This is a genomic window from Aequorivita sp. Q41, assembly GCF_039831855.1.
Lineage (GTDB): Bacteria > Bacteroidota > Bacteroidia > Flavobacteriales > Flavobacteriaceae > Aequorivita.
In genome coordinates, this window is sequence record NZ_JBDPMS010000002.1 from 106,702 (window position 1) to 129,525 (window position 22,824).

Genomic DNA, 22,824 nt, shown 5'->3' on the forward strand with positions numbered 1-22,824 from the left:
AACTAAAACCTTTGTTATAAACAACAGTGTAATTTATATAGACACTATATAGACACGTGTTGATTTTTTAAACTAAAGGGAATAAACATTTTTGAAGTTATAAAAATTAGTTACTTGTATAAGTTTTATGATTGATTGGAATAATGATTTTTTGATAATTCCAAATATTTGGTTTTAACGAATCTGGTAAAACTTCTGTTTTTAAAGCTATTTTAGCATTTGATAAGTTAAGAGATAGATATAACAAAGAAGAACATCTTAAATTTTTATTATATATTTTAACAATCAAAATCAAGATTGTTCTATAATAGCATTTTTGGAGTTTGACAAGAATGAGGTTTCTAGCCCTATAAAAAAAATGATATTTAAAACTGATTCTAGTGACATTAAAATTTTAAATGAACTAAAACAAAAACTTGTTTTAGCAGCCCACTACCAATTTTGATGTTGAAAAAGTATCACTAAAAATGAAATTGTAACTTAACTAGAATATATTTTGAAATCCTACAGTGATAAAGAACTTTGCTAATTTCTTTTTCTATATTTGGGAATATAATTTCTCTCCAATAAAAAATCAACCGAATGTCTGAAGAACAAAAAAAACTCCTTGAAAAACAATTATGGGCTATTGCCAACCTACTTAGAGGCAAAATGGATGCAGATGATTATAGAAACTACATCCTAGGCTTTATTTTCTTTAAATACCTTTCAGAAAAACTACATCTTTATGCAGATGGAATCCTAAAACCCGATAATATAAAATATGAAGCCCTAGATGAAAATTCAGAGACTGGCAAAATATATATAGAGGCTATTAGAAAAGCTTGTGTAAAAAATTTGGGCTACTTCCTTAAACCTTCAGAATTATTTACCAGCATAGCGCAAAAGGGCAATAATCTTAGTGGTTTAGAAACGAATGATAACAATGAAGCGACCAAGTTTTTTATTATCGAAGATTTAGAGCGTATTCTAAACAACATCGAGCAAAGTACTATGGGTACAGACAGTGAAGATGATTTTGTACGTCTCTTTGAAGATTTAGATTTAACCTCATCCAAATTAGGAAGAACCGTAAAAGCCCAAAATGAAATCATCGCCAAAATTATTACACATTTAGACCAGATAGATTTTCAGCTAGAAGATACCGAAAGCGATATGCTAGGGGATGCCTACGAATATCTAATTGGAGAGTTTGCGGCAGGTGCGGGTAAAAAAGCAGGGGAGTTTTATACCCCTCAAGAAGTTTCAACGATACTGGCTAAAATTGTTACAAGCCGTAAAAAACGAATTAAATCTGTTTATGACCCTACTTGTGGTAGTGGATCACTTTTATTGAGAGTAGCAAAAGAAGTTGATGATGTGGGGTATTTCTACGGCCAAGAATTAAACCGTACTACCTATAACCTCGCACGTATGAATATGATACTTCACGATGTGCATTACACTAAGTTTGATATTAAACAAGAAGATACCTTAGAAGAACCACAGCATATGGCTATGGAGCTAAGAGCCGAGGCAATTGTAGCCAATCCACCATTTTCTGCAAAGTGGAGCGCAAAAGGTATTTTTAGTACCGACGATAGGTTTAGCCAATACGGCAAATTAGCACCCAAAACAAAAGCAGATTTTGCCTTTGTACAGCATATGATTCACCATTTAGATGATAATGGTATAATGGCAACCGTATTACCGCACGGGGTGTTGTTTAGAGGCTCATCTGAAGCGCATATTAGACGGTATTTAATAGAAGACAGAAACTATATAGATGCTGTTATTGGATTGCCTGCAAACATCTTTTTTGGCACAGGCATACCTACCTGTATTTTGGTGATTAAAAAATGTAGAGAAGTAAATGAAGATGTGTTGTTTATTGATGCTTCTAACCATTTTGAAAAGCAAGGTAAAGACAACAAACTATTGCCAGAGCATATTAATGAGATTGTCGCCACCTATACAAATAGAGAAGTAAAAGATAAATACAGTTACAGAGCTACTTTACAAGAAATAGCAGATAACGATTACAACCTAAACATACCGCGTTATGTAGATACTTTTGAAGAAGAAGCACCTATAGATATAAATGCGGTGGCTGAACAAATACAAGCGCTAGATTTAGAAATAGCCGAAACCGATAAGCGCATCGCTTCCTATTGTGAAGAGTTAAACATTAAAACACCATTCTAAAACGTCATGGCAAAACACCACCCCATTGCGAGGAGGCACGACGAAGCAATCTCATGATGGGGAGTAACTAAACAAGTGGCAGATTGCTTCACTGCGTTCGCAATGACGGTAACAAGAGGCAGACTGCGTTCGCAATGATGAAAAACAAAAACAACTATGAAACTAAACAATAAACAACTAATACCACAATTGAGGTTTTCTGAGTTTGAAGGTGAATGGGAAAAGAGAAAGTTAGGGCAGTTAGGAGTTTTTAGAGGCGGTGGAACACCCTCAACTACGAATGAAAATTATTGGATAGGGAACATACCTTGGATTTCAAGTTCTGATATTTCAGAGAAAGATATTTTTAATCTTAAGATTACACGTTATCTATCAGAAGAGGCTATTGATGATAGCGCAACCAAAATCATTCCTAAAGGAAGTGTGCTTTTTGTTTCAAGAGTAGGTGTGGGTAAATTAGCTGTTTCAAAAATAAAATTATGTACAAGTCAAGATTTTGCAAATCTTCTTCCTAAAACAGATAATAGCTTTTTCATTGCATTTTATTTTTTATCTAAAAATAAATTATTGCATCAGTATGCACAAGGTACTTCAATAAAAGGTTTTACAACAGGAGATTTAAAAAGTATACCGATTAACTGTCCCCAACTCCCAGAACAACAAAAAATAGCCTCATTTTTAACAGATGTAGATACTAAAATCACCCAAATCACCAAAAAGAAAGCCCTTTTAGAGCAGTATAAAAAAGGGGTAATGCAAAAAATATTTAAGCAAGAACTGCGGTTTAAGCCTGACCATAGCGAAGCCGAAGGGGATGAGGGTAATGCCTTTCCTGAGTGGGAAGAGAAGAAGTTGGGAGAGGTTGCAAAATTTATAAAAGGTAAAGGTTTACCAAAAAGTGAAATTAGTGATGATGGTAAGTATAAATGTATTCATTACGGTGAGCTTTTTACAAAATATAATGAATTAATAAATAATGTAATAAGTCGAACTAATTATAATGATAAAGCAATATTATCAATTGAAAATGATGTTTTAATGCCGACTTCAGATGTTACACCAAACGGTTTAGCAACCGCAAGTTGTTTAAAAGAACCTAATGTTATTTTGGGTGGTGATGTTTTAATAATTAGGCAAAATATTAAAAAAATAGAAGGTGTTTACCTTGCTTACTATATTAAACATTTTAGAAATGATGTTATGAAATTAGTATCAGGTTCAACAGTTTACCATTTGTATGGTTCTGATATGAAAAATTTGAAAATAAAAACCCCATCAATAGCAGAACAAACCAAAATAGCCAATTTTTTATCAGCTATAGATTTAAAAATTGAAGCTTTAAACACAAAAATAGAAAGCAGTAAAGCCTTTAAAAAAGGCTTGTTACAACAAATGTTTGTATGAGTGCATTGCGAGGAGGCACGACGAAGCAATCCCAGGAGGCACGACGAAGCAATCCCAGGAGGCACGACGAAGCAATCCCAGGAGGCACGACGAAGCAATCCCAGGATGGGAGTAACTAAACAAGAGGCAGATTGCTTCACTGCATTCGCAATGACGGTGAGAAGAGGCAGATTGCTTCACTGCATTCGCAATGACGGTAACAAGAGGCAGATTGCTTCATTGCGAGGAGGCACGACGAAGCAATCCCAGGATGGGAGTAACTAAACAAGAGGCAGATTGCTTCACTGCATTCGCAATGACGGTGAGAAGAGGCAGATTGCTTCACTGCATTCGCAATGACGGTAACAAGAGGCAGATTGCTTCATTGCGAGGAGGCACGACGAAGCAATCTCATGATGGGGAGTAACTAAACAAGAGGCAGATTGCTTCACTGCGTTCGCAATGACGGTAACAAGAGGCAGATTGCTTCACTGCGTTCGCAAAGACGGTAAAAAGCGTATGAAACCAGGATTTGTTTATATAGTAACCAATAAAAATAACACCACGCTTTACGTAGGTGTTACTGCTCACTTGGTAAAAAGAGTGCAACAACATCAGCAAAAAGTGAATCCTAAGTCATTTACAGCGCGTTATAATTTAAATAAACTGGTGTATTATGAAGCGTTTCAAATGATAGGTGATGCCATAGCGAGAGAGAAACAATTAAAAGCTGGTAATAGAGCAAGAAAAATAGCTTTAATAAAAAAAGAAAACCCCAATTGGGATGATTTATTACTAAAAGCAATAAACGAATTTGGCTAGATAGATTGCTTCACTGCGTTCGCAATGCCAAAGGGATACGTTTTAAAAAGAAATAGAGTACATGACAACACAACCAGAGCAAGTATTAGAAAATAATTTAATAAACCAACTAATTAGTTTAGGCCATAAACCAGTCGTTATAAAAACGGAAGCAGATTTAGTAAGCAACCTAAAGACGCAATTAGAAATCCATAATAAAAAATCATTTTCAGACAATGAGTTTGAGCGGATACTAATCCATCTTTCAAAAGGTAACATTTTTGATAAGGCTAAAACGCTACGGGATAAATTTGTACTACAAAAAGACAATGGAGAGAAGGAGTATATAGAATTTATAAATCAAGATTTTTGGTGTCAAAATCAGTTTCAAGTTACCAATCAAATTACCATCAATGGCAAACGTGAAAACCGTTATGATGTAACCCTTTTAATTAATGGGTTGCCATTGGTTCAAATAGAATTAAAGCGCAGGGGGATAGAGCTTAAAGAAGCTTTTAATCAAATACAACGCTATCAAAAAGAATCGTTTGCTACCAACAATGCACTATTTAATTATGTGCAGATTTTTGTAATTAGTAATGGGGTAGATACTAAGTACTACGCCAATAGCCAAAAACAGAGTTTTAAATTTACTTCCTTCTGGAGTAAAGAGAATAATGCTAAAATTACCCAGTTAGATAAATTTTCAAGCATCTTTTTAGAGCCTTGCCATATTGCAAAAATGATTACTAAGTATATTGTTTTACACGAAAGTGATAAAATGCTAATGGTGCTTAGACCCTATCAGTTTTACGCAGTAGAAGCTATAATTGATAGAGTGAATAATAGCGATAAAAATGGGTATATCTGGCATACTACAGGTTCGGGTAAAACACTAACATCTTTTAAAGCCAGCCAGATATTAACCAACAACCCTAAAATTAAAAAGGTTGTATTTGTTGTAGATAGGCAGGATTTAGACGATCAAACAGTAAGAGAGTTTAAAGCATTTGATAAGGATAGCATAGATGGTACAGATAACACCAAAATGCTAATCAGTCAGTTTTTAGATAATAGCAGGCCTTTATTAGTTACTACTATACAGAAATTGAATAGTGCAATCTCAAAAGCTAAATTCAGAAAGCAAATAGAAAGCTTAAAAGACGAAAAAATAGTTTTCATATTTGATGAGTGCCACCGCTCACAGTTTGGTGAAACGCATAAAAAAATAGTAAACTTTTTTACCAACCATCAATTATTTGGTTTTACAGGAACGCCCATATTTGTAAAAAATGCGATCAGTAAAAAGAGCATAAAGCAAACTACTGCAAATCTATTTCACGACTGCTTGCATCGCTATGTAATTACAGATGCCATACGGGATGAAAATGTTTTAAAATTCTCAATAGAATATTATAATGTTTTTAAATCTAAAGAGGGTATTGAAGATATAAAAGTTGAAGAGATAGATAAACAGGAAGTATATGAGAGTGATGATTATATTGAACTGATTACAAATTATATACTTGCCAATCACAACCGTAAAACACATAACAGGACATTTACGGCTATGTTTTGTGTAAGTAGTGTAGATATTCTAATAAAGTATTATGAGCTGTTTAAGGCTAAGAAAGAAGCGGGAGAACACAAATTAAATATAGCTACAATATTTTCGTACCAACCAAACCCAGAAGACCCAGCTGCAAACGGTGAAATTCCTGAAGAAGATTATCAAATGGCTGCCGAACCTTCAGCAGTTTATACTCACATTCCACATAATGATAAGTTAGATGTTTATATAGAAGATTTTAATAAGCAGTTTGGCACAAAACATTCCGCTAAAGACGGCAATACGTTTTTAAATTATAAGAAAGATATTTCTAAAAAGGTTAAGAATAAGCAGATAGATGTTTTGTTGGTGGTTAATATGTTCCTTACAGGTTTTGATAGTAAGTCGCTAAATACGCTCTATGTAGATAAAAACCTCAACTATCACGGATTGATTCAAGCCTTTTCAAGAACCAATAGAATACTAAATGAAAAGAAATCTCAAGGAAACATTTTGGCCTTCAGAAATCTAAAACAAAATACAGATGATGCTATTGCCTTGTTTTCAGATAAAAATGCAAAGGAGACTATTATTATAGCTCCCTATGAAGAACAAATTAAAGCATTTAATAAAGCCTATAAGGAGTTAATGCTTATAGCACCAACGGTAGATAGCGTTAATGATTTGGAAACTGAAGATGAAGAATTAGAATTTGCTAAAGCCTTTAGAGAGATAATGCGACTGAAAAATATATTATCGTCATTTACAGAGTTTAATTTTGATGATACCTATATGAAAGCGCAGGAGTTTGCAGATTACTCAAGCAAATATTTAGACCTCTACGATAAGATTAAAACCAACAATGCAAAAGAATCTGTTTCCATATTAAATGAAATAGATTTTGAGTTGGAACTTATCCATAGAGACGAAATTAATGTAGCATACATTATGAAGCTCTTAGCCAAATTAAAAGATGCTAAGCCAGAAGATAAAGCAAAGCAGAAAAAACAAATTATTGATTTAATCTCTGGTGAAACAGAATTGAGAAGCAAACGAGAATTAATAGAAAAATTTATTCAAAATAATCTACCGCGCATTAGTGATGATGATGAGGTTGAAACGGTGTTTAAAGATTATTGGGAAGCAGAAACAAAGAAAGCACTACAGGAACTAAGCACAACCGAATCATTAAAGCAAGATAAGGTTGAAACAATTATAAATGATTATTTGTTTACAGGTAGAATGGCAACAGAAGATGAGGTATTGGATGCTTTAGAACAACAGCCAAGTGTTTTACAACGTGAATCTATAAGTATTAGAGTAACAACTAAGATTATGGATTTTATTAAGACTTTTATTAGTGGAGTTGATTAATTAATAGTTTAAATATGGATTCATTAGCGAAATATAAAAAAATCATTAAATGGGTATTTTGGTTGACATTACTGCTCATATCATATTTGACTCTGCAAGCAATTTATGAAACAGATGATTGGCAATGGTTTAATATGGATTTTAATAAAAGAGACCATATAATTGGAGCCTATGGCACTTTAATAGGTGGCGTTTTAGCTTTTTTATCCATTCTATTTATTTTGTATCAAGTATATGAGCAAAGAGAGCAGATTAATGAAGAAAAAAATGAGGCTGAAATTATTAAAAAGGAGGACTTGAAAGACCGTTTATTATTGTTAAGTGTTTTTTTAAAAACCGTAATAGTTGATTTAATAAAAAATGGTGAGAATATGGAAGAGTTTTACAATGCGGAACAAAGCGCACCTTCTACAATGAATAGAATGTATTTTATAATCAATAAAAATTTTCAGCGTATTACTGCTCTAGATGATTTATCAATGTACAGAGCAATTAAAATGTATTTTAAAGATGAAGAAGACTGGCAAAAACAGTTTCTTAATTTATATTCTATAATAGATTTTTATTCCGAGGCGTTAGTTGAATTAAGAGATAAGTATTCTTTACACATTAATGATAAAGTAAGCCAACAAAAAACTATTAGTACTGATATGCAATCTTTTTTGACAGCAAATGCAAGACTAGTTGATGATTATTTAATAAAATACGGTAGTGAAAAGTATTTAAAATACCCTTGGCCGACCTTAATTAATGATTTTACCCCAGATTACTACGAATATATTGAAGAAATGCAAGATAACGGTAAAGTACCCGACTTTAGGTATTTATCAGATAACTTATTTAAAGACTTTATTGTAGAAGCTATGAATATCCGAAGAGATTATGGCTATGATGATTTAGGCAGTAGGAACATTGTTGAATTGGTTTCTTCAATCAGGAAAAAAATATGGGAAGTTGAATTATACAGTTTACAGTATGCTGATGATATTGAAAAGCAATATAAAAATTATTTTACTAAAGAAAATGATTTTATCAATCAGCTAAAGGAAATCAAAAAATTAATTGACACAAAAGTTAAGTAAAAAGTAAATTAATTTAATCAGTACTGTCAACTAACTTGTCAACCAAAAAAACAAAGCCCCGTCATCATTGCGATAACGGGGCTTTTTGCGGAGAAAGAGGGATTCGAACCCCCGGAGGTGTGACCCTCAACAGTTTTCAAGACTGCCGCATTCGACCACTCTGCCATTTCTCCAGTGAATCTCATCAGGTATTCCCTGAATGCGGGTGCAAATATAAGAAGCTTTTTTTATTCTGTAAAAGCTTTTACTAGTTTTTATCTTAAAATTTAATGTTTAAGTATGCATCTAAAGGGCAGAGTTACTTTAATGTTTTAAAACTAAGGTTTTAGATAAATAAGTACTGCTTATTTTTTAGTAACTTTAATTTAAAAATCACTAAAATTGAAACGAACCAAGTTGTATTTATTTTTTTTATTGCCTTATATTGCTTTGTCTCAAAGTAGTAGGCAGGTTTCTTTTCGTGAGCTAACCGTAGAGCAGGGGCTATCGCAAAACAGTGTGGTAAGCATTGCCCAAGATAGCACTGGATATATGTGGTTTGCAACTCAAGACGGTTTAAACAAGTACGACGGTCGCGATTTTAAATATTATGATATTCAGTTTGAAGATGTAACCCGTGCAACTTATAGTAAACTAGGTAAAATATATATTGCAAAAAATGGAGAAATATGGGTTGTTTCAAATTCTGGGAACCTAAAAAAGTATAATTCCGAAAAAGATATTTTTGAAACAATTTCAGCATTCGAAAATGTAAGCACGCTAGTTCATGATGAAACTCAAAACTTTTATATAGGAACCTATAATAAGGGTATTTATAAAGTTAATCATCAAACCAAAGACACCATTCAATTTTTAAAAGCTGCAGATGCCAATCGTACAGTTTATAGTTTTTTTAAAACAAATACCGGAAGTATTTTAGCGACGACCAACAATGGTTTTTTTGAAATAAATGAGGATACTTATGTGTTTCGAAAAGTTATAGAGGAAATTAATTTTAGTGCCTTTTCACAAGCTAAAACCAATACATTTTATTTGGGTAGCTATGGGCAAGGTCTTTTTATAAAACCCGCAAACAAATCAGAATATAAACAGTTTAAGGGTTTTAAGAATGCGCCGATACCTAAAGATTTAATCATTCAAGATTTATTAGTAGACCGTAGAAACCAGCTGTGGATAGCCACCTATGGACAAGGAGTCTATTTAGTGAATTTTGAAAATGAGACAATTCAACATTTTAAAGAAAACAAAAACAACCCTTTTGCTTTGCATTACAACGATGTGTTGTGCTTGTATGAAGATAATACCGGAACAATCTGGTTGGGAACAGATGGAACAGGCTTGAGTTATTACGATGAATATTTAATAAAATTTAATGTACTCACAAACGATCAAGTTCCGCTTAATGTGAATTTAGATGTTGCTCGTGCAATAACAAAGGACAATAAAAATAACTGTTGGATTGGAACTTCAGGAAAAGGGTTAACGCGTTTAAATGTAGAACGAGAAGATTACTACACCTATACTTCAAATAATTCAAAACTTTTAGGCGATCGGATAATGAGTCTGTTGTTTTATAATGACCACCTATATATTGGCCACCAAACACACGGTTTACAAATAATGAATTCCGACGGAATAATTACTTCCATTACTGAAACAGCTTCATTTACTATTTGGAAAATCTATAAAGATCATGAAGATTACATATGGTTAGGTACACGTGATCACGGTCTTATTAAATTTGATCGAAATTTAGGAATAGTAAACCAATTCAATACAGAAAATTCAAGCATCACTTCCAATAATATTCGAACTATTGAACAAGGTGCGAATGGCGACCTTTGGATAGGTACTGAAACCAATGGTCTTTTTAAATTAAATATAGAAACTAATACGTTCGAAAAAATTAATGCTGTAATTGGAAACGTAAAATCGATATATTTTGAGGATCCTTTTCTATTTGTTGGCACAAATGGGGAAGGTTTACAAATCTATAATACCGAAGATAAAACGGTTCAAAAACACACCACAAAAGAAGGATTGCCAAACAATGTAGTTTATGGAATCCTCCCAGACGATTTGGGGTACTTATGGATTAGCAGCAACAAAGGTATTTCAAAACTAAAATTTCAAAACAATACGATTTCAGTTGTTGAAAACTATAGTAATTATGATGGTTTACAGGCTTTTGAGTTTAATACTGGTGCGTATTTTAAAGATAAAGAGGGAATACTCTATTTTGGAGGTTTGGAAGGTATAAACTGGTTTAGCCCTAGCAACCTGGCAATTAATCCCGTTAAGCCAAAAACGATTATCTCGGGTTTTGAGGTGTTTAACAAGGAAAAAAAACGCACTCCAAATTTAAAGCTACACCATAATGAAAACACAATAACCTTTACCTTTTCATCGCTTCACTTTTCGCAGCCAGAGCGTAACCATTATAGGTATAAATTAGTGAATAATGATGAAGATTGGATTTCAACAGGAAATGGAAATGTTGCTCACTATACAAATCTTCCCCCGAACGATTATGAGTTTCAGGTAATTTCGAGTAATTACGATGGTGTGTGGAATACAACTCCAACAACCTATAGGTTCACAATTTTAAAACCCTGGTATGCTACTAATTTGGCAAAAGTACTCTATGCAGTGCTTTTATTACTTTTTGGGTTTTATTTTTATAAGTATTTAAAATGGCGGTGGGAAATAAAAAACCAGCTATTTCTTGAGCATGAAGAAACTAAACGGCTTAAAAAACTAGATGAATTTAAAACCAAGCTATACACTAATATTTCGCATGAGTTTCGAACTCCGCTAACCCTTATTTCCGGACCTATAGAAAACCAACTTGCAAAACCGGAACTATCAAAAAAGGATAAAAAAGAACTTTCTGTAGTAAAACAGAATGCAGATAGGTTATTAAATTTGGTTGAACAAATGCTCGATTTATCTATGATAGAATCTAAGCAACGAAAATTAGCGGTTGCCCAAGGCAATCTTACACTGGTACTTAAACAGCTTATTCAAGCCTTTGAATATAAAGCTGCCGATAAAAATATTACCATTTCAAGCAAGATTCACAATTTAAAAAGTGTTTGGTTTGATACCGATATAATTGAAAAAATTGTTTCAAATCTATTGTCTAATGCCATAAAATATTCGCCAGAAGCCAGTACAATTATGTTTGAAGCCGGTCAACAAGACCACACCTTCGTACTTTCAATAATTAATAAAAGTGACCGTGTAGGTAAAAAAGATTTAAGCAAACTCTTTCAACGCTTTTACCAAGACAATCAGCTCTCCGATGGAGTTGGGGTTGGGTTAGCCTTAGTAAGGGAATTAGTAACTCTTGCAAAAGGAACTATTATCGCCAACAATATTGGGGATGATAAAATTCAATTTACCCTTTCTCTTCCTTTAAATAAGGCTGCTTTCGAGAGTGATGAAATTATTTTGCACAAAAAAAGAATTGAACCTCAAAAAAGTGTAAATACAGTAGTAAAAGTTGCAGCTAACGACAAACCCTTGCTTTTGGTTGTAGAAGACGAACCTGATATTCGAGCGTTTATTATTTCAATATTTAAGAAAGAGTATCACATCCTTGAAGCTGAAAACGGGAAAACCGGGGTAGAAAAAGCCTTGTCGAAAATACCAGACTTAGTTATTAGCGACATAATGATGCCAAAGCTAGATGGAATCCAACTGTGCCATACGTTAAAAAATAATGAACTTACAAGTCATATTCCCATAATCCTCCTCACTGCAAAAGTAGGTGATGAAAATGAAATGGCTGGAATAAAAACGGGGGCAGACGCGTATGTTACAAAACCTTTTAATAGTCAAAAATTAAAACTAAGGGTCGAAAAACTCATTGAAACCAGAAAGCAATTGCAAAAACACTTTAGTAACACGCTTACTATAAACCCTGAATTAGCAGTTACTTCCGCCGAAAGTGATTTTTTAAAACGCTTGCAATTAGTCTTGGACGAACATTTAACCAATCCTGAATTTACAACCGAACAATTTGGGAACCTAATGCTAATGAGCCGCACCCAACTTCACCGAAAACTTAAGGCAATTACTAAAATGTCTGCTAGTGAGTTTATTCGTTCGCAACGCTTAAAATTGGCTATTGGCTTGCTCAAGGAATCTGAGGCTACAATTTCTGAAATTGCATATCAAGTTGGTTTTAATACCCCATCCTATTTTGGAAAATGTTTTAAAGAAGTGTATGGGTGCACTCCCAATGAATACATTTTAAAAAATTTCAACCTGTAAAATACTTATGCTCTCAATACTGTAACATACCTTCTATAGTTTGAAACATTTGTAGTACCCTTCTAGTTAACTTCTTTATTAATTTGGTGTCAGTAAAAGGCCCTTTTAATGGAAAATTCTCTCGATGATAATAAAAAAACGGATGTTATTTATATGAGCATCGACCACTTGAAACAAGGCAATTATGAATTGAAAATCCTTTTACAAAATAGAGTTGTTAAATCTGTAAAAATTTTTAAGAAATGAAAAACACACTCAAATATCTTGTATTGTTACTTTTAATTTCCTGTAATGAAAATCAAAAAAAGGAAGTGGCTACTCTTTCTGAGAGTACTAGCAATTATGCAGTTGAACTTACAATGGAAGGTGAGGTTTTTCGCATTAAACAGGAAAATCTAGAACCTATAAAAAAAACAGTTTTTAAAAAAGATTCAATTCTATTGCTGTTTTGGGAAGATGGCAACCCTATAAAACTCAACTTTAACCTTACGCATACCAATATTCTTGAAACAGGAGTTGCTACATATACCATCCCCGAAGTTAATAGCCCGAAAATAAAAGTAGATCTCAACTTTTATAATGCAGCGAGGGATGTAAAAACAATGAACAAGCGTATTATATTTAGAAAAGGAACCATAGCGATAAAAAAATTGACGGCTAGCGAATTGCAGATGACCTTTGAAGGTGAGGGCAGTGGAATGATGGAGCGCGGAGATTCCTTCCCTATTTCAGGAAAAGTAAACGTATCATATTAATATTTAAAATAAAAATTATGGAAACGACAGAATTAAAAACCTCAAAAACGAAAACCAATACAGAATTATCTGAAGGAAAAAACACCGCAACGATAGCCTATATAACTTTTATTGGATTAATTATCGCATTTGTGATGAACACTGAAAAGAAAAACAAGTTTGCCCAATATCACATTCAGCAATCAGTTGGACTTGCACTTTCGGGATTGGTTCTTGGAGCCATTGGGATGATACCAATTTTAGGCTGGATTATCAATATTCTTGGTTTTTTTGTATTGATATACATGTGGGTAATGGGACTTTTGAATGCTATTAACGGCAAACAAAGCCCTGTGCCGCTCTTAGGAAAAAAATACCAGGAGTGGTTTAAAAATATTTAAAAGCAGCTATTATATAAAGATGGATGAAAATGCAGCCCTCACGGTAATTGCATACAAATTGAAAGGAAAATGTTAATATCATTTAATATGTGTGGTTAAATGGCTCTGCAATAAATAATTATTTGAAATCACTGTTAAGGAGCTATATGGCATTGATTCAAAGTGACAGCTAAAATATAGGGAGGTTTTAGTTGTTTAATTAGTCATGAAAATAGCGGTAAAGCTCAAAAATATTATCGCTACTTTTGTGACTAATATTAATTTATTTTTTAATGTCTTCAAAAATAATTGAGAAGCTAGAATGGCGTTACGCTACTAAGAAGTTTGATTCTTCAAAAATTCTTTCTGATGAAAAACTGAATATTTTAAAGCAAACGTTTAATTTAACGGCTACTTCATTTGGGCTTCAACCTTTAAAACTAGTAGTTATTACAAACCCTGCCTTAAAGGAGCAGTTAGTGCCAATTTCTTACAATCAGTCGCAAGTGCGAGATGCTTCTCATGTTTTAATATTGTGTATTGAAAAAAGGATTAACGAAGATTTTATCATTGACCATTTTAAAAGAGTAGAGGGTTTACGAAAAACACCACGAACTATTTTAGATCCTTTTGAAAAAGAGCTACTCGCTTCCTTCACCAAAAAAAGCAGTTTAGAAATTAAAGATTGGATGATCAACCAACTTTATTTAACCTTGGGTGCTTTATTAACGGTCTGTGCGGTGGAAAAAATTGATGGTTGCCCTATGGAAGGATTTGAATCTAAAAAATACGATAAACTACTAGGGCTCGATAAAAAAGGGTTAGAATCTATAATTGTATTACCTGTGGGCTATCGCGACGAATCGGATTTCTTTATAAATCTAAAAAAAGTGCGACGCGGGATTGATGAACTTATAATTGAGGTAAATTGAGTTTTTAGAATTTTCTGTTTTCCATTCTACAGCGCAACCCTTACCTTTGAGGCACATCTATTACTCATCTTACATTAAATCTTAAACAATAAAGACATGCCCGGATTTGAAATTTTTGGCGACGAAGAACGCAAACAAGTAAATGACGTTTTAGAATCAGGCGTTTTAATGCGCTACGGATTTGATGGTATGCGCAACAACCATTGGAAAGCAAAGGAGTTTGAGACTGCATTTGCAAAACGAATGGACGCTGAATTTTGTCAACTTGTTTCCAGCGGTACGGCAGCATTAACAGTGGCTTTGGCTTCGGCTGGAATAGGTGCAGGCGATGAGGTTATTATGCCAACATTTACTTTTGTGGCTAGTTTTGAATCTATTTTAGCGTTGGGGGCTGTACCTGTTTTAGTAGATATAGATAGCACCCTTACACTAGATCCTACAGCAGTGGAAGCGGCTATCACTTCAAAAACCAAATGTATTATGCCAGTGCATATGTGTGGCTCTATGGCAGATTTAGACGCTTTAAAGGCAATTAGCACTAAACATAATTTAATACTCCTCGAAGATGCCTGCCAAGCGCTTGGCGGAACATACAAAGGAAAACCTTTAGGAAGTTATGGCGATTTAGGCTGTTTTTCCTTCGATTATGTAAAAACCATTACCTGTGGCGAAGGGGGGGCAATTATAACGAACAACGCACGGTATGCAGTACATTCAGACCAGTATCAAGATCACGGGCACGACCATATAGGCAAGGATCGTGGGGCAGAAACCCATCCTTTTTTAGGGTATAATTTTAGAATCTCTGAATTGAATGCCGCCGTAGGAATAGCACAATTAGGTAAACTAGACGCTATTTTAAATAATCAAAAGAAAAACTACACCATACTTCGTGAAGCCTTAGCAACGATACCTGAAGTTACTTTTAGAAGTGTTCCAAAAGGAGGTGAGGAAAACCATTCATTTTTGAGCTTCTTTTTGCCTACAGAACAACTAACAAAAAAGGCTCATAAAGCCTTAGCTGAAGCGGGGGTAGATGCTTGCTTTTATTGGTATACAAACAATTGGCATTACATAAACGGCTGGGAGCACCTTAAAAATTTAAAATCGCTAGGAAATGTTGCTATAGAAGTAAAAAACCAACTACAAGATTTAAACAATACCAATTTTTCTAAAAGCGATGCCGTTATGAGCCGCACCATTTCTTCATTAATAAAAATTGGTTGGACAGAAAAACAAGTACACGATAGAGCGGAAGCCATGAAAAAGACAATCGCTGCGGTACTTTAAGAATTTTTTTTATTCTAAAAGGGTGTCTAAATTTATTTTGGACGCCCTTTTTCTTTACACAATTATGTCCTCTTAGCAGTGATGTTACATATGTAGCAGCAATTGAAACATACGTGATACTAGAAACTTTAGTGATTATATACTTTCGATACATCAAATATGTCACTAAAAATTGTAGTTATGAAAACCGATGTATTCTTTTTAAAAAGGCAACAGGCCATAATCATTTTCTTAGGATTTTGTATTCTTTTTAGTTGTAAATCTAATACCGATAAAGAAGAACCCCATTTTTCTTCTAAAAAACGCATAGTTTATAATACCGAAGCCATGGAAATTTTAGGTCCAGATACCTTGTCTTCGGGCTGGAATACCATTGAGTATGTCAATTCTTCAAACGAAACTCATTTTATTGTCTTTGAAAAATATCCGGAAGGTAAAAGTGTAGTGGATACAAAAGCTGAGGTTTTTCCTGTATTTGATAAAGGCATGACCTTAATTAATGAAGGCAATACTACGGCAGGATACAAAGCTTTTGATTCGCTTCCATCCTGGTATTTTGATGTTATTATAACAGGAGGCGTAGGGCTTACAGCGCCACAATCCTCTTCAAAGTCAACGATTAAATTAGATCCAGGTACCTATCTATTAGAATGTTATGTAAAAATGCCGAATGGAAAATTTCATTCCGTTATGGGGATGTATAAAGAGGTAGTTGTTACAACTGAAAAAAGTCTTGAAAAAGAACCAATTCCAACGGTTACCCTTGAAATTTCAAACGAGAAAGGCATTGTTAATACAGGTGAAGTAACACCTGGACAACATATAATTAAGGTAGACTTTTTAGATCAAAAACTACACGAACACTTTTTAGGGCACGACGTACATCTAGTAAAATTAGAGGCGAATGCTCGGGTGGATAGTTTAGCCGCTTGGATGAACTGGACAAGCTCGACTGGATTAACTACTCCTGTGCCCAATGGAGTAATATTTATGGGGGGTGTAGAAGAAATGCCATCTGGTAATGCGGGCTTTTTTTACGCAAATTTTACACCGGGTAGTTATGCTTTTATTGCAGAAGTACCCGCCCCTGAGAGGAAGGGGATGTTAAAAAGATTTACTGTGAACAACAAATAATTTCTGAATTATTTAAAAAGTATACCTACTGAGAATAGCAATATTAAAAAATTAGTATAAAACATAGAAACCATGAAAACAAGACATTTACTTATTATGCTGGGTATCCTTTTTTTGGGAACCTCTGCTCAAGCTCAAATTTTAAAAAAGCTTAAAAACAGAATCGAAAATTCAGTGGAGCGCACCATTTTGAATAAAACGGATCGCGAAGTTTCTAAAACCACAGATAAAACCATCGATGGGATTATAAAAGGTGGGGATGAAAAAAAAACGAAAGAAGAGGACTCTAATAATGAAGAACTGACCGATGCAGAAAAAGCAAAGGTAGAACAACGCGCAATGGACATATTTGGCGGTGGCTTGGAAGGTATTCCAGATGCTTATAGCTTTCAATATGAGGTTGATATGAAAATTACTTCAAATAAAGATCAATCTACATTAAAGTATTATGTACAGCCAAATGCAGGTTATTTTGGGAATGCTATTCCAGATAAAAAAAATAATAACTTAGTGGTTTATGATATGAAAAATCAAGCTATGGTAATGTTTATGGAAAATGATGGCCGAAAAATGGCTATGAAAATGCGAATGCCTTTAGACGGAAAAATGCAAGAAATGATAGAAAAGGGGCAAAGTGGAGAAGAAAATACCGGCGATGCAATAAATATTACTCCTATTGCAGGAAAAACTATTTTAGGCTATAAGTGTAAAGGTTATTTAGTACAGCTGGAAGAAGGCAATAGTAAAATATATATTACAAATGAGGCTCCTGTTAGTTTTGTAGGTATGCTTGCAGGTATGGAAAAAATGCAAAAAAGTAATACTGTAACCAATATACCTTTCGATAAAAACGCTATGATGTTGGAGATGGAATATACTTCAAATAAAAAGAAAAGAGACAATATGCATATGATTTGCACTTCAATTAAAGAACAACCCTTTACAATTCGCAAGGCAGACTATAGCGAAATGTAAATCATTTAAATAGTTAAAGTATGAAATCATTATACACAATAGTATGTCTAATTTGTTTGGCTCTACCTACATTATCCTACAGTCAAATTAATGTTTACGATCTTATTGAAGACGTTAAAAAAGAACGTGGCGATGCTACCGATACTGGGAAAGATGCCGCCAACAAAAAAGGAATGGAGGATATTATGGATGGACTTGTAAAAAGTGCAAATACTGTAAGTGAACAACCAGTAGAAGTACGTTGTCTAGCCCTTATGCATTCTCATCATATGAAATTACTTATAAGTCAAGGAATGGTTAATCAGGCTGGAGGTAGTTGTAAAAAAGCAAAGGAAGCACTAGAGTTTCAGGCGATGTTAGTTCTATCTGCTGGTACTCAAATATATTGCCCCGACGAATTTAATAGTGATAAAGTAAAGTATGCTATTTTAATTTTGGAGGCAATGTTTGAAGATTATTTAAGTGGAAAAGCTTACAACCAGTCACTTAATGAGATTTTTGACAGTTTAGAGGAAGTATCTGAAGAGCTTGGTAATCCACATGCCGAAGCAATTTTATTATTTGGAAGAATTAAAGAAAACTACAATCGCATTAACAAACCAAATTATACAGCCGGTATCGATTCTTTTTTGCAAAATGAAGTATATCAAGTAACCGACACCAAGTGGCAGGAGCTTCGGGTTAAGGTTTATGATGAATTAATAGATTATATAACCTATTTTCATTCCCCCGGGTTTATGGCAGATCGCGCTTTTCAGATTAATTCTTTGGTACAAAGTCTAGCTTGCGATTAACACAAGCAAGTTTTTTTTCAAAAAGGATACTAATTAATAGCTAACGTATTCCATAATTTCTAAACCATAGCCTATCATCCCCACACGCTTGGTTCGTTCGCTATTAGAGATAAGTTTAATTTTGTGTATTCCCAAATCGTGAAGTATTTGAGCGCCAATACCAAAATCTTTGGCGTCCATATCTATTCGGGGTGCTTTGGCAATTTCGTTAGGGTGTTGATTTTCTTTTAGCTCTTTTAATCTGTTCAATAAATTTAAAGACTGACTCTGCTGATTTATAAAAACAATCGCCCCTTTTCCTTCCTTATTGATAACGTTAAACATATCGTCTAACTTTTGTTCGGCGTTGTTGGTAAGTGTTCCTAAAATATCGCTATTCACCAAAGTTGCATTTACACGAACTAGCACGGGTTCGTTTTCTTTCCAATTGCCTTTTGTAAGCGCGATATGAATTTGGTCGTTGGTAGTTTGTTTGTAGGCGCGAAGTCTAAAATCTCCGAATTTTGTGTTGATGTTAAAATCTTCCTTTTTTTCAATCAAGGAATCGTGTTCCATTCGGTATTTTATCAAATCTTCAATAGAAATAAGTTTTAAATCGAACTTTTTGGCAACGTCCATTAATTGTGGAAGTCGTGCCATGGTGCCATCTTCATTTAATATTTCAACTAAAATTCCGGCTGGTTTTAAGCCAGCGAGTCTTGCCAAATCTATTGCTGCTTCCGTGTGTCCAGTTCTTCTTAAAACACCACCTTGCTTTGCGCGTAATGGAAAAATATGTCCAGGTCTTCCTAAATCTGAAGCTTTTGTTTTATCATTTACAAGTGCTTTTATGGTTTTTGAACGGTCGTGAACAGAAATTCCAGTTGTACAACCATGCCCAATTAAATCTACTGAAACGGTAAATTGGGTGTGGTGTAGCACCGTGTTGTTTTCAACCATCATGTTTAAATCGAGTGCATTGCAACGTTCTTCAGTTAATGGGGCGCATATAAGCCCTCTTCCGTGGGTAGCCATAAAATTTATCATTTCTGGTGTAACCATTTCAGCTGCGGCAATAAAATCTCCTTCATTTTCCCGATTTTCATCATCAACTACAATGATTATTTTGCCATTGCGAATGTCTTCAATAGCTTCTTCAATGGTGTTGAGTTGAACGGAAGTTTCTTTTTGTGTTGAAATCATAGTTTTTAAATATGGTACAAAGATAGTAAATGCCGGAAAGTTAGCCGCGAAATGTATGAAAGGAAAGCATAATTATATATAGACAAAAAAAGAGGTTAATATATCATTTGTAATTCCTCTTTCATTTTTTTAATGTGATTAAAGTGAAGAATTATATAAATAATGGGTCCTAGTAACATAAAAATCATCCAATCCCCAGTATCTTGTTCTTTACCCAAGACTTTATAAAATTTTGAACTGCTAAAAAGAGTTTTAATAACTAAAATATATAAAGATATTAAAGAAATAACCTGACCAATTTGAAATATAATTTTAAGTGTTTCGGAATATGTTATGTCTATGTTATTAAACAAAATCATTCCTATTAAGCATATAATAGAAATAAAATACGCATTTAATCCTTTTTTTGAGAAACTCGAAGATTCATTAAAGCTTTGTAGAGCAACTGAATATATTTTATTCTCAAAATCACCACTCATTTTCAGTTCCAATTTAGAATATCCTTTTAAATTTAATTGTTGTAAAGCAGCTTTTCTTACTTCTTCAGAATAACCATATTGTCGGTAATTTTTAACAATATCAATAAGTTGCTTATTGTTTCGGGATAAAACTAGTGCTTTTTCAGATTGGGTAAGTAAAATAGCTTGTTCCCCCTCTACAATTGCAGCATCGGTTGTTTTTTTTCCGAAGAGTCTTGCAATACGCTGAAAGAAAGTATCCATATCAAAAACCCCTTGATCAGTAGTCGCTCTATAAGTTAGCCAAATACTGAGTGGGAGCATAATGCCGGTGCTTATCCACGTAGCAATAAAAGGGTGCATAGTGCCATCTTCAGCACTGTTTTTTGCAAAAATCCCTATAAAGTGATAGGTTAAAAAAAGTAAGATGGCTATTACCATTGGCAGTCCCATTCCACCTTTTCTAATTATTGCCCCTAAGGGTGCCCCTACAAAAAAGAGAATTATACAGGCAATACCTAATGCATATTTTTCGTGTAATGCGATTTCAGTTTTATTGAGTCGCTTTGTTTTAGCTTTAAATTCTGTTTTTTTAGCATCTACAGTTTGCAATGTTCCTTTTGCATTATTAAGGGCAAGTTTTACTATTTGTAGTTGGAGTTTGGGGTTGTAAATTTCTAAAATACTTGAAACAATAGCTGGTTTTACAGTGTCTCTAACGGGTTTTCCTGTCAGTTTTTCCAATCCGCTTCGATAGTACATATTTTTTGTATACGATTCAATATCCTTTGTGTAACTTTCTGACAATGAGTCTATCTCAACACGAAGTTCTCTGATATTGTACATATTCTGATTGTTTAAATCATTTTCTTTATCAAGATCTTTATTGTTTAATTCCGTAAGATCAATATTTATAGCATATTCATCAAAATAACTTTTAGCGAAAGGATCTCCTTTTTGTTTTGCAGGAGTATTAGATTGAATTTCTTCGTAATAATTTCCTTGTTTTAAAATTAAAGAAAGTGTATTACTGCCTTCTTCACTAGCAATTTCGCCATTGTCTGCAATAATTACAGTAAAGTTTCCATTGGGTCTAGTGATGTTTTTTTTATGAATTACGACATCTTTTAAATACTGGCCACGGTCTCCACTTTTTTCTTCAACTTTAATATTAAAGTCATCCCCAATCTGCCCAAATTGCCCTTCAGAAATAAACATAGAGGGTTGAAGTTGCGAAATATTCCGCCGTAAATTCTGCCATTTATATTCTGAATAGGGAATTACGTTATTTGCGAAAAAGAAAGCCGTTATCGAAAGTAAGATTATAAAACCAATAACACTTCCCATGGCGCGTTGCAGTGAAATTCCAGTAGATTTCATTGCAGCAAATTCGTATTTTTCTGCAAAACTGCCAAAAACCATCAATGAAGTAACCAAAATAGTTAATGGCAATACCAAAGGAATTAACCGAGGGGAAACGTACCAAAGAAATTTTAAAATAATCCAAACATCTAGGTCTTTTCCAGCTAGTTCGGAAATATAAAGCCAAATAGTTTGTAGGACAAATATGAACATTAAAATAATGAAGACGCTTAAAAACGTCTTCAAAAATGTTACTAATATATACCTGTCCAGTATTTTCACTTAGCTGCGGTTAGATTTTATTTATGTAGTAACCTTCTTTTTTATATTTAGCCTCGTCAAAAGTAAACAAGGTTTTGGAAACAGGTTGATTTGTTTTAAAAGAATTTACAGTAAGTGTGTATTTAGTGCCTTTGGCATCTGTTTGAATCAGCTTATAAATGTGTTTCGTTTGTACGTCAATTCCTAACAGAATGTCTTTTATTTCAGCTTTTGAATCTATCGGAATAAGTTTTACAAACTGAATTTTTCGCCCTTTTACATTTTGTGTAATATCCATTTTATAGTTGTATCCTTTTTCATAAAAAGTCAACATCTTTGAAGGAGTAATTTCCTTATCGTCTTTTGGGTTGTATGCTGAAATAGTTACTTCTTCATCTTCAGGAACAATAGTAAAAATATTTTTTCCATCAAAAACTCGGGTTGTTCCAAGCATATTCAAAACATATTTGTCACCCTGGAGGGTAACATCCCCACGAGTTTCTTGACTTACATTTTCTTTTGAATTATTTAAATTATACTTAAAGTCGATAGCAATATTATCATAACTTTTCACTTTCGTAGAAACTTCATTCAATAAGGTTTTAGCTTCTTGTGCTTGTGAAATTGTTGTTATAAAAAGAGCGATTAAAATAACACTGATTTTTTTCATT

General features: G+C 33.7%; 17 protein-coding genes and 1 tRNA gene. 14 read left to right on the forward strand and 4 right to left on the reverse strand.

Annotated features, from left to right (window positions below; genetic code table 11):
- Positions 1-582 precede the first annotated feature (582 nt).
- The 5 genes from ABJ955_RS09985 to ABJ955_RS10005 all read left to right on the forward strand — a co-directional run bounded on the left by ABJ955_RS09985 (position 583) and on the right by ABJ955_RS10005 (position 8,373).
- Entirely contained in the window at positions 583-2,184 is a 1,602-nt protein-coding gene (locus tag ABJ955_RS09985) for a type I restriction-modification system subunit M (protein ID WP_347374478.1), read from the forward strand.
- 156 nt (positions 2,185-2,340) lie between these two features.
- Complete coding sequence (locus ABJ955_RS09990; protein WP_347374479.1) at positions 2,341-3,588, forward strand: restriction endonuclease subunit S; 1,248 nt, start codon at positions 2,341-2,343, stop codon at positions 3,586-3,588.
- Between the two features lie 498 nt (positions 3,589-4,086).
- Entirely contained in the window at positions 4,087-4,389 is a 303-nt protein-coding gene (locus ABJ955_RS09995) for a GIY-YIG nuclease family protein (RefSeq protein ID WP_347374805.1), read from the forward strand.
- A gap of 61 nt (positions 4,390-4,450) precedes the next feature.
- Positions 4,451-7,291, forward strand: coding sequence for a type I restriction endonuclease subunit R (locus ABJ955_RS10000; RefSeq protein ID WP_347374480.1), 2,841 nt, complete (start codon positions 4,451-4,453; stop codon positions 7,289-7,291).
- A 14-nt stretch (positions 7,292-7,305) separates the two neighbouring features.
- Positions 7,306-8,373, forward strand: a complete 1,068-nt coding sequence (locus tag ABJ955_RS10005) for a hypothetical protein (protein ID WP_347374481.1) — start codon at positions 7,306-7,308, stop codon at positions 8,371-8,373.
- 88 nt (positions 8,374-8,461) lie between these two features.
- Here ABJ955_RS10005 and ABJ955_RS10010 read toward each other — a convergent pair.
- A tRNA-Ser gene (locus ABJ955_RS10010) sits at positions 8,462-8,546 on the reverse strand.
- A gap of 208 nt (positions 8,547-8,754) precedes the next feature.
- Between ABJ955_RS10010 and ABJ955_RS10015 the strand changes: the two genes are divergently transcribed.
- From ABJ955_RS10015 to ABJ955_RS10055, 9 genes are all read left to right on the forward strand, one after another.
- Positions 8,755-12,651, forward strand: a complete 3,897-nt coding sequence (locus ABJ955_RS10015) for a two-component regulator propeller domain-containing protein (protein WP_347374482.1) — start codon at positions 8,755-8,757, stop codon at positions 12,649-12,651.
- 108 nt (positions 12,652-12,759) lie between these two features.
- Positions 12,760-12,897, forward strand: a complete 138-nt coding sequence (locus ABJ955_RS10020; protein WP_347374483.1) for a hypothetical protein — start codon at positions 12,760-12,762, stop codon at positions 12,895-12,897.
- Positions 12,894-13,406: a hypothetical protein gene (locus ABJ955_RS10025; protein WP_347374484.1), complete on the forward strand. Its 513-nt coding sequence runs from the start codon at positions 12,894-12,896 to the stop codon at positions 13,404-13,406. The genes ABJ955_RS10020 and ABJ955_RS10025 overlap by 4 nt, the downstream gene beginning before the upstream one ends.
- Positions 13,407-13,423: 17 nt before the next feature.
- Positions 13,424-13,786 (forward strand): hypothetical protein, encoded by a 363-nt coding sequence (locus ABJ955_RS10030; protein WP_347374485.1) that lies wholly within the window; start codon positions 13,424-13,426, stop codon positions 13,784-13,786.
- 272 nt (positions 13,787-14,058) lie between these two features.
- Complete coding sequence (locus ABJ955_RS10035; protein ID WP_347374486.1) at positions 14,059-14,697, forward strand: NAD(P)H-dependent oxidoreductase; 639 nt, start codon at positions 14,059-14,061, stop codon at positions 14,695-14,697.
- A 96-nt stretch (positions 14,698-14,793) separates the two neighbouring features.
- The gene (locus ABJ955_RS10040) at positions 14,794-15,987 is read left to right on the forward strand and encodes a DegT/DnrJ/EryC1/StrS family aminotransferase (RefSeq protein WP_347374487.1); all 1,194 of its coding nucleotides are present in this window, start codon (positions 14,794-14,796) and stop codon (positions 15,985-15,987) included.
- 180 nt (positions 15,988-16,167) lie between these two features.
- Positions 16,168-17,121, forward strand: coding sequence for a hypothetical protein (locus ABJ955_RS10045; protein WP_347374488.1), 954 nt, complete (start codon positions 16,168-16,170; stop codon positions 17,119-17,121).
- Between the two features lie 72 nt (positions 17,122-17,193).
- A complete protein-coding gene (locus ABJ955_RS10050) occupies positions 17,194-18,096 on the forward strand; it encodes a hypothetical protein (protein WP_347374489.1) in 903 nt (300 codons plus the stop codon).
- Between the two features lie 20 nt (positions 18,097-18,116).
- Complete coding sequence (locus ABJ955_RS10055; RefSeq protein WP_347374490.1) at positions 18,117-18,890, forward strand: hypothetical protein; 774 nt, start codon at positions 18,117-18,119, stop codon at positions 18,888-18,890.
- A gap of 33 nt (positions 18,891-18,923) precedes the next feature.
- Here ABJ955_RS10055 and ribB read toward each other — a convergent pair whose 3' ends face one another.
- The 3 genes from ribB to ABJ955_RS10070 form a co-directional block, all read right to left on the reverse strand.
- Positions 18,924-20,072, reverse strand: a complete 1,149-nt coding sequence (gene ribB / locus ABJ955_RS10060; protein WP_347374491.1) for a 3,4-dihydroxy-2-butanone-4-phosphate synthase — start codon at positions 20,070-20,072, stop codon at positions 18,924-18,926.
- A 95-nt stretch (positions 20,073-20,167) separates the two neighbouring features.
- Positions 20,168-22,174, reverse strand: coding sequence for an LptF/LptG family permease (locus ABJ955_RS10065; RefSeq protein ID WP_347374492.1), 2,007 nt, complete (start codon positions 22,172-22,174; stop codon positions 20,168-20,170).
- A 10-nt stretch (positions 22,175-22,184) separates the two neighbouring features.
- Entirely contained in the window at positions 22,185-22,823 is a 639-nt protein-coding gene (locus ABJ955_RS10070; RefSeq protein ID WP_347374493.1) for an outer membrane lipoprotein carrier protein LolA, read from the reverse strand.
- Between the last annotated feature and the right edge of the window lies 1 nt (position 22,824).